Consider the following 8,629-nt stretch of genomic DNA (forward strand, 5'->3'; position numbering starts at 1 on the left):
CTGCAACCATTGCGGCAGCTCACCGGACAGCGTTCTGGCGCTCAGCGGCTTGCCCATGGGTTCAAAATTTTTACCCCAGTGGGCTCAAAATCGGCCACGTTGCGCGTGACTACCGTCATGCCGTAAACCAGGGCCGTCGCAGCAATCAGCCCATCACGCACGGGGCGCGGATCTGGCACATGCAAGCGCGCGCTGCACTGCGCCACCGCAGCATCCACGCTCAAAATCCGCCCCGAAAAGGCGGGCAACACATGCCCACTCAGCCACGCCCGCAGAACAACACCCTGCGATGGATCGCGACGCTCGGACAGCAGCACACCAATTTCCAACTCCTGAACCGAGATCACCGACAGGTACAAATCGGCAGTATCGACGTTGTCGGCCCAAGAGGCGACCCCCGCATCCGCCTTGCCTGAGCGAACCTTGCGCAACTCGGACACCACATTCGTGTCAAGCAAATACATCATGAAAAATCTGCCGCCTGCGCCACCTCACGCGACTGCGGCGCGTCAAACGGTACATCTTCAACGCCAGGCATGGCTAACAAATCGGCGATTTTGGCGGGACCACACGTGATTTTTTTGTAGGCGTCAAAGGTCAGCAAGACGTGGGCTGGCTCGCCCCGATCTGTGATGAACACGGGCCCTGCCATGGCAGCCTTCTTGGCTTTACTGACATCCTGATTAAACTGGCGCGCTGAAAGTGTGCAAATGATCATCTTGGCCTCCTGCTTAGATAATTCAATGTAGCAACGTTACCACAAATTGACAATTCATTGCACTGATTAGCTACGCGAACCCTACTGTGGTGTCGGATGTTTGACGGCATTCTTGACCAGCTTGTTGGCCACCGCGCCGGGAATATCGATGGCGCACTGATCGGCCACCTGCAGCAGGTAAAGCAACACGTCGGCCACCTCGTCGGCAATACGCTCTTTCATCACGGGATCCTGCGCCGCGGCTTGCGACTCTTCGGCGCTCATCCACTGGAATATTTCGGCCAATTCGGCAGCTTCCACCAGCAGTGCCGTGCTGAGATTCTTGGGTGTGTGAAAGGCTTGCCAGTGGCGCGCCGCAGCAAAGTCACGCAAGGTTTGTTGCAGTGCGGGGAGGTCCATGTGATTTATTCCTGATGAATGAAGATGAAGCAAGGCTGCGACAATATCGCCCCTATGCATCCTGTTTATACCCTCACCCTGTCCTGCCCCGACCGCCTGGGCCTGGTGCACGCCGTGTCCGGCTTTTTGCTGGCGCGCAGCGGCAACATCGAAGAAGCCGCGCAATACAACGACAACGACACCGGCCTGTTTTTCATGCGCGTGCAGTTTGCCTGTGGCGAGCACAGCTTTGACGAACTCAAAAGCCAACTGGCCGAATTTGCCGCCCCCTTCCAGATGCAATGGAAATTGCACGCCCAGGCGCAAAAAATGCGTACCGTGATCCTGGTCAGCAAGGAAGGCCATTGCTTGAACGACCTGCTGTTTCGCTGGAAAAGCGGCCTGCTGCCCGTGGACATTTGCGCCATCATCAGTAACCACCGCGAGTTTTACCAGCTGGCGGCCAGCTACAACGTGCCGTTTCACCACCTGCCGGTGAGCGCCGCCAGCAAGCCGCAGGTAGAAGCCAAACAGATCGAGATCATCGACGCCGAAGGTGCCGAACTGGTGGTGCTGGCGCGCTACATGCAAATCTTGTCAGACGACCTGTGCCGCAAGCTCAGTGGCCGTGCCATCAACATCCACCACTCGTTCCTGCCCAGTTTCAAGGGCGCCAAGCCCTATTACCAGGCGCATGACCGGGGCGTCAAGCTGATCGGCGCCACCGCCCACTATGTCACCGCCGACCTGGACGAAGGTCCGATCATCGAGCAGGACGTGGCGCGGGTTGATCACAGCAAAACGGTGGAAGACTTGACGGCGCTGGGCCGCGACACCGAAAGCCAGGTGCTGGCCCGCGCCGTGAAATGGCACAGCGAGCACCGGGTGCTGATCAACGGGCACAAGACGGTGATTTTCAAATAGCCGACCGCGCTGGATCAAACAGGGCGGATGCCCTACTTTTTGTCAATCTGCGCCTGTAGCGCCAGGTAGTCTGCTAGCCGCACCCCGCCCAATGCCACGGCGCGGGCAATGGCCTGGCTGGCCTCAGCGTGGCGATTCAACGCCATCAGCACCTGCGCCAGGTTGTTCCAGCCATCGGCAAAGTCTGGGTGCTTGAGCACCGTCTGCCGGTAGGCCTTGGCGGCGGCTTCGTGCTGACCCAGCGCATAGGCCGTGTTTCCCGCGCCCAGCAAGGCGGCGCGGTCGTCGGGCCAGCGCTGCAACGCGGCGGCAAAAGCCTGTTGCGCGCCACGGGCATCGGTGCGCTCCAGTGTGGCGGCGGCGGCAGTGTAAGCCGCGGGCTCGGCGGTGGCGGGCAGTTGCCCGGGTTTGAGCGCCAGCATGGCCCAATACTGCCCGCGCGCCCAGGTGCGCTCGAAGGCAAACAGCGAAATTTCCATGCGCGCCGTGACCCCGGAATGCAGCAACAGCACACGGCGCTCCTGGTCAAAACCGATCACCACGGCGTAATGCCAAAGCGGATAAACGGAAAACGCCAGATTCTGGAACACCAGCACCGGGTGGCCCGCCGCCACTTCGCGCAACAGGTCCTCCAGTTTGGGGTGCAAGGGGTAAGCCAGCAAGCCCTGCCGACGCGTTGCAGCCATCATTTCAGGCTGCAGCGAACCTTGACGTCCTGGCAGGTAAACCTGCTCCACCAGCGCCTCAGGGCTGACCTTGACGCCCGCGGCATGGGCCACCATGGCCAGCGCCGCCGGGCCACACTCAAACTCTTCCTGCGGAAAAAATGGCACGTGTGCGAGTTCAACACGCGCCGGGAGGTCTTTTGGCCAAGCGGCATCCAGCTTGGCCACCTGGGGCGTGGCGCAGCCACTCAGCAGCAGCACCCAAACAAGAACCCCCGTCAAAACGGGGGTTCGAAGACGAGCGCCTCGACCGGTCATCGCACCGATCGTGTGAACGGAAACACCTTGGTCAGGCCCATGATGTCAGTGACCAGCAGCACAATGAACACGGTGAACAAAACGCCCACTACACCGGCACCCGCTGGAGCCTGGTCGATGCGACCGGCCAACTGGGCCACTTCAGCGTCGGACATGGCGGCCACACGCTCCAGCGCGGCTTGCGGGGTCACACCCTGGCCCAGCATGGCCTGGCGAACGTCATCGCGCACCAGAAACTGGTTCACCGCGTCGCGGCTGGCGCTCAAGGTGCCCGTGGTCGCCGGTGCCGTGACTTCTTCGGTCGCCACGATGCGGGCTTGCGCGCTGAGGGGCAGACCGGCGGCAGTGATACAGACGATCATGCTCGCGGAGACGAATTTTTTGAAGCTTTTCATGGTTTGCCTTTGTGGTGGGGTCGAAAAGCTGCGATTCAATCCGCATCAGGCCAACAAGTCAAGCCCACTTACAAATTGACACAGCAGGGCTGGCACAGCGGTTGGATTCAGTACGCACCCGATGGATCAGCCCTATTTCATTGAGAAACCGACTGTTTTGTTTAAAAATGACACTTCTGAGAGGTGTTATCGATGCTTCATCGGCTTTTAACTTTTTGGCTTGGCTTGGCATTGGCCGGGGTAATCTTTGGCATGGCACTGGCCGGCACAGAGCCAGCCAAGGCCGATGCTTCGGTGCATTCAGCCACCCACGAACTGGTTGTGTACGTGCGCGACGGCTGCCCGCATTGCGCCGATGCCAAACAGTTTCTGGTACAGATCGCTCGCGAACGGCCACATCTGCAGGTGTCGCTGAGGGCAGTGGATCAGGACCCTGCTGCGCGCGACGAATTGATTGCGCTGTCACGCAGCAACGGTGTCTGGCCGCCGGGCGTGCCCACTTTCAGCATGGCCGGGCGCGTGCTGGTTGGCTTTGGCAGCGCGGCTGACAGCGGCCCTGACCTGCTGGCCTGGATCGACCAAGCCGCACCGCAGCCTCCCGACCAAGTCAAAAGCCGCCTGTTTGGCACACTCAGCGCCGCGCAACTGGGCCTGCCACTGTTCACGTTAGCGCTGGGCCTGCTAGATGGTTTTAACCCCTGTGCCATGTGGGTACTGCTGTTTTTGCTCTCCTTGTTGATGCGATTGCAGAACCGGCAACGCATGGCAATGGTGGCCGGCACCTTTGTACTGGTCAGCGGTGCCGTTTACTACGCCTTCATGGCGGCCTGGCTGAATATCTTCCTGGCGGTCGGTATGTCCACCCCCGTGCGCTGGGCGCTGGCCAGTCTGGCCTTGCTGATCGGTGGGGTCAACGTCAAGGACTTCATGGCTTGGGGCCGGGGGTTTTCGTTGTCGATTCCCGAGTCTGCCAAGCCGGGTATTTACAGCCGGGTGCGTGGCGTGCTGGGGGCGCAGACTTTACCCAGTTCACTCTTGGCGGTGGCGGTGCTGGCGGTGGTGGTAAATTTCGTCGAGCTGTTGTGCACTGCGGGCTTGCCTGCACTCTATACCGCCGTACTGACCCAACAGGGCGTTGGCGCGACGGCGCACTACGCCTATCTGGGTCTGTACATCCTGGGTTACCTGGCCGATGACACCCTGATGGTGACCGTCGCCGTGGTGGCCCTGAGCCACCGCAAGCTGACCGAAAACACCGGCAGGTGGCTCAAACTGCTTAGTGGGCTGGTGATGCTGGCGCTAGGCCTGGTTCTTCTACTGCGGCCTGATTGGTTGCTGTGATGAGTGTCGCAAGCTGCCGAGTGTGGTGGCAGGCTTCCGCTGCAGCACGGTCACCAAAGCTGGCACGGATTCCCCAAATTTTTGTCGTCTTGCTCAAGCTTTGAGCACGCGCACCGGGAGGCTGATGGTTGATCTGCCTGTTAAGCGCCTTGCGCCATCACCTCACCCAGCCGGATCGCCCCCCCCGGCTGCCATGCCGGGTTGAACCGCAAAGAGCCCGGAGGAAACAGCATGACCACTGTGGAGCCCAGCAAAAAGCGGCCCATCTCGTCACCCTGGTTGAATTCAATGGACTGATCTTCATAGCGCCATTCGCTCAAACGCCCCGGGCGCGGCGCATTGACCGCGCCGTGCCAGCTGGTGGCCATGCTGCCGACGATGGTGGCACCGACCAGCACCAGCACAAACGGGCCATGCGTGCCTTCAAACACACAGACCACGCGCTCGTTGCGCGCAAACAGCCCCGGCACGCCGCGCGCCGTGGTCGGGTTGACCGAAAACAGGTCGCCCGGCACATAAATCATGCGGGTCAGGCGAGCGGCGCAGGGCATGTGGATGCGGTGGTAGTCGCGCGGGCTCAGGTACAGCGTGGCAAAGTGGCCGTTGTCAAACTGGGCGGCCAGCGTGGCGTCGCCGCCGACCAGCGCGATGCTGCTGTAGTGGTGGCCCTTGGCCTGGAAGATTTGCTGGCCTTCGATGCGGCCAAACTGGCTGATGGCGCCGTCGACCGGGCAAATCAGCTCCGCTTGGGCCAGAGGGCGCGCGCCGGTTTGGAGGGCACGGGTGAAAAAGTCGTTGAAACTGGCGTAGCTGGCGATGTCCGGGTTGGCAGCCTCCGCCATGTTGACGCGGTAGCGCTGCACAAACCAGGCGATCAGCCGCGTGGTGAGCGCACCACCCTGGGCGCGTGCGATGCGCCCGGCCAGCAAAGTGATGGCCTGCTTGGGGATCAGGTATTGGGCAAGTACGGCGGTGCGGTCAGTCATAAGGCAGGGATTCTACGCAGTGCCTTCGAGCCACAGCCTGCCACAATCTTGTGATGTCCATCGCCCGTATCCCTCCCATTCAATGCCTGCTGACTTTTGAGGCGCTGGCGCGTTTGCGCAGCGTGACACAAACCGCCGAGGAACTTTGCGTGACGCCCAGCGCCGTGAGCCACCGGGTCAAGCAGCTCGAACAAATCATTGGCACCAAGTTGTTTGGCCGGGCCGATTTCTCTCTCACAACCGAAGGCGCCGCCTACCTGGCGCATGTGCGCGACGGCTTGAGCATGCTGCAAAAATTCCCGAGTTCGGCGACGACTCCGGGCAAGCGCAAGCTGCGTCTGGCGGTCACGCCGACCTTTGCGCGCGCCATTCTGATCCCCCGCCTGCGCCAGTTCACCGAGGCTTACCCCGAGATCGACCTGACCCTGCAAATTTCGATTCCGCTGTTGGATGTGGTGGCCGAAGACGCCGACCTGATGATCCGCTTTGGCACCGGCCGTTATGCCGACGTCGAGCATGTCTGCCTGCTCAAGGACGAAGTCACGCCGCTCGCATCCCCCGCCTTTGTGCGCGAACACGGGCCGTTTGACGTGGCGCAAGACCTGGAGGGCGAAGAGCTGTTGCGCAGCCCGCTGGAGCCCTGGCGCACCTGGTTTGCCGCCCGCGGACTGGACTGGCCCGAACCGCTGGAAGGTTCGCAATTCAACGATGTCGGACTGATGTGTGACGGCGCCGCGGCTGGCATGGGCATTGCGCTGATTCGTCTCAAGCTGGCCGTGCCCTGGCTGGAAAACGGCTCGCTGGTGCGACTGGGGACCAGCGATGTCTTTGGCACCAACGTGCCCAGTCCGCACGCGCACTACCTGTGCTGGCGCACCGGCATGATGGAGCGTTGGGAATGCGTGGCCTTTGCCGACTGGCTCAGGCAGAGTATGGTTTGATCGGCCCGGTCCACCAGGCCTCGCCAAAGGCGCCTTGCATCCAGGCAATGAAGGTGCTCACTTTGGCGGGAATCAACCGGGGTGAACTGTAGACCGCGTGAATTTCCTGCACCGGCAGGGTCCAGTCCATCAGGAGTTCCGTCACGGCCGAAGTCTTGAGCGATTCCTCGGCAACATAGCGTGGCAAGGCCGCCACACCCAAACCATCGCGGACGGCGGCCAGCAAAGCCGACAAACTGTTGGAGCGCAGCGGGCCCTTGACCGGGATCGACAGCATGTCGCCCTCCGAACTGGTGAAATTCCAGCGCGCATCGCCCTGCACCGTGCTGTAGATCAGCGCGTCATGCGCTGCCAGCTCATTGGGCGTCTGAGGCGTGCCGCGCAATGCAAGGTAGTCGTTTGAGGCCACCAGCACCCACGGGTTGAGCCCCAGGTAGCGCGCACCCAGCGTCGAGTCCTCGAGCCGGCCCATGCGAATGGCCACGTCCATGCCCTGCTCCACCAGATTCACATAGCGGTCATCAAAGTTCAGCTCGACCTGCAGTTGCGGGTGCTCGCGCATGAAGCGCATCAGCAAGGGCACCAGCACACGGCGCCCGAAAGCCACCGAGGTGCTGACACGCAACACGCCATGCACCTGGGACTGCAGCAGGCCAGCCACAGATTCGGCCTCATCGACATGGTGCGCGATCAGCCGGCATTTTTCGTAGTACAGCAAACCAATTTCGGTGGGGGTGACGCCGTGGGTGGAGCGGTGCAGCAGGCGTGCGCCCAGCTGCTTCTCCAGTTGCGCCACGCGCTTGGTCGCCGCGGGCTGGCCAATGCGCAGCTCGGCAGCCGCCTTGCTGAAAGAGCCCAGGTCCACCACGCGAATAAACAGCCGAATGGCCTCAAGTCGGTCCATGGCGCGAGAGTAGACCATGGATGGCGGCCATTGGCAATATTCCGGCTGGGAATAAGCGTAATGCTGCCTGACCGACTTCCAGAAAGACTTGCGCCGGGAAATACTTCAGGCCATCAACAACCCCGACTGGAGATGACAATGGCAAAGATGAAAGCTGCAATGGCCGCCGTGCTGGTGATGGAAAAAGAAGGCATCTCAACCGCCTTTGGCGTGCCCGGCGCCGCCATCAACCCCTTGTATTCGGCGCTGCGCGAGCGCGAGTCGATCACCCACATTCTGGCGCGCCACGTGGAGGGGGCTTCGCATATGGCAGAGGGCTACACCCGCGCCGCCGCTGGCAACATTGGTGTTTGCATTGGCACCAGTGGGCCGGCCGGAACCGACATGATCACCGGCCTGTACTCGGCCATTGCCGACAGCATTCCGATTCTCTGCATCACCGGCCAGGCACCACGCGCCCGGATGTACAAGGAAGACTTTCAGGCGGTAGACATCGAGAGCATCAGCAAGCCGGTGACCAAATGGAGTGTCACGGTGCGTGAACCGGCACTGGTGCCGCGCGCCTTCCAGCAAGCGTTTCACCTGATGCGCTCGGGCCGCCCGGGGCCGGTGCTGATCGACCTGCCGTTCGATGTGCAGATGGGCGAGATTGAATTTGACATTGACACCTATGAGCCGCTGCCCGTGTACAAGCCAGCGGCCACCCGCAAGCAGATTGAGAAGGCCCTTGATATGCTGATGGCGTCAAGCAAACCCTTGATCGTGGCCGGCGGCGGCATCATCAACGCCGACGCCAGCGACCTGCTGGTCGAGTTTGCCGAGCTCACCGGCGTGCCGGTGATTCCCACCCTGATGGGCTGGGGCACGATTCCCGATGACCACCCCTTGATGGCCGGCATGGTCGGACTGCAAACCAGCCACCGCTATGGCAACGCGACCATGCTGGCCAGCGACTTTGTGCTGGGGCTAGGCAACCGCTGGGCGAACCGCCACACCGGCAGCACTGAGGTGTATTGCAAGGGCCGCACCTTTGTCCATGTGGACATCGAACCCACGCAA

Annotated in this window: 11 protein-coding genes; 4 read left to right on the forward strand and 7 right to left on the reverse strand. The window is 61.6% G+C overall.

Features of this window, described 5'->3' with window-relative positions:
* Nucleotides 1-41 precede the first annotated feature (41 nt).
* The 3 genes from Q7U49_RS09200 to Q7U49_RS09210 form a co-directional block, all read right to left on the reverse strand.
* Nucleotides 42-467: a type II toxin-antitoxin system VapC family toxin gene (locus Q7U49_RS09200; RefSeq protein WP_304763940.1), complete on the reverse strand. Its 426-nt coding sequence runs from the start codon at nucleotides 465-467 to the stop codon at nucleotides 42-44.
* Complete coding sequence (locus tag Q7U49_RS09205) at nucleotides 464-718, reverse strand: type II toxin-antitoxin system Phd/YefM family antitoxin (RefSeq protein ID WP_304763942.1); 255 nt, start codon at nucleotides 716-718, stop codon at nucleotides 464-466. The genes Q7U49_RS09200 and Q7U49_RS09205 overlap by 4 nt, the downstream gene beginning before the upstream one ends.
* Before the next feature lie 81 nt (nucleotides 719-799).
* Nucleotides 800-1,117 carry a nucleotide pyrophosphohydrolase gene (locus Q7U49_RS09210; RefSeq protein WP_304763943.1) on the reverse strand — a complete coding sequence of 106 codons (318 nt, stop codon included), beginning with the start codon at nucleotides 1,115-1,117 and terminating at the stop codon, nucleotides 800-802.
* Between the two features lie 54 nt (nucleotides 1,118-1,171).
* Here Q7U49_RS09210 and purU point away from each other — a divergent pair, with 54 nt between their 5' ends.
* On the forward strand, nucleotides 1,172-2,020 hold the full coding sequence (purU, locus tag Q7U49_RS09215; protein WP_304763945.1) for a formyltetrahydrofolate deformylase: 849 nt from the start codon (nucleotides 1,172-1,174) through the stop codon (nucleotides 2,018-2,020).
* A gap of 32 nt (nucleotides 2,021-2,052) precedes the next feature.
* Here purU and Q7U49_RS09220 read toward each other — a convergent pair whose 3' ends face one another.
* Together Q7U49_RS09220 and Q7U49_RS09225 are read right to left on the reverse strand one after the other, a co-directional pair.
* A complete protein-coding gene (locus Q7U49_RS09220; RefSeq protein WP_304763946.1) occupies nucleotides 2,053-2,967 on the reverse strand; it encodes a PA2778 family cysteine peptidase in 915 nt (304 codons plus the stop codon).
* 32 nt (nucleotides 2,968-2,999) lie between these two features.
* Nucleotides 3,000-3,398 carry a PA2779 family protein gene (locus tag Q7U49_RS09225; protein WP_304763947.1) on the reverse strand — a complete coding sequence of 133 codons (399 nt, stop codon included), beginning with the start codon at nucleotides 3,396-3,398 and terminating at the stop codon, nucleotides 3,000-3,002.
* Between the two features lie 231 nt (nucleotides 3,399-3,629).
* On the opposite strand from Q7U49_RS09225, the gene Q7U49_RS09230 reads away from it, so the two are divergent.
* Entirely contained in the window at nucleotides 3,630-4,739 is a 1,110-nt protein-coding gene (locus tag Q7U49_RS09230) for a glutaredoxin family protein (RefSeq protein ID WP_304763949.1), read from the forward strand.
* Nucleotides 4,740-4,879: 140 nt separating this feature from the next.
* Here the strand turns inward: Q7U49_RS09230 and asd are convergent, their stop codons facing one another.
* The gene (gene asd, locus Q7U49_RS09235; protein WP_304763950.1) at nucleotides 4,880-5,725 is read right to left on the reverse strand and encodes an archaetidylserine decarboxylase; all 846 of its coding nucleotides are present in this window, start codon (nucleotides 5,723-5,725) and stop codon (nucleotides 4,880-4,882) included.
* A gap of 53 nt (nucleotides 5,726-5,778) precedes the next feature.
* Here asd and Q7U49_RS09240 point away from each other — a divergent pair, with 53 nt between their 5' ends.
* Nucleotides 5,779-6,666, forward strand: coding sequence for a LysR substrate-binding domain-containing protein (locus tag Q7U49_RS09240; protein ID WP_304763952.1), 888 nt, complete (start codon nucleotides 5,779-5,781; stop codon nucleotides 6,664-6,666).
* Here the strand turns inward: Q7U49_RS09240 and Q7U49_RS09245 are convergent.
* A complete protein-coding gene (locus Q7U49_RS09245) occupies nucleotides 6,647-7,570 on the reverse strand; it encodes a LysR family transcriptional regulator (protein ID WP_304763965.1) in 924 nt (307 codons plus the stop codon). The two genes, Q7U49_RS09240 and Q7U49_RS09245, sit on opposite strands and share 20 nt — an antisense overlap.
* 138 nt (nucleotides 7,571-7,708) lie before the next feature.
* Here Q7U49_RS09245 and Q7U49_RS09250 point away from each other — a divergent pair.
* The coding region (locus Q7U49_RS09250; protein WP_304763953.1) for a thiamine pyrophosphate-binding protein at nucleotides 7,709-8,629 on the forward strand (921 nt) is incomplete at its 3' end.

Source organism: Rhodoferax sp. (genome assembly GCF_030653815.1).
In the GTDB taxonomy this organism is placed as follows: Bacteria; Pseudomonadota; Gammaproteobacteria; order Burkholderiales; family Burkholderiaceae_C; genus Rhodoferax.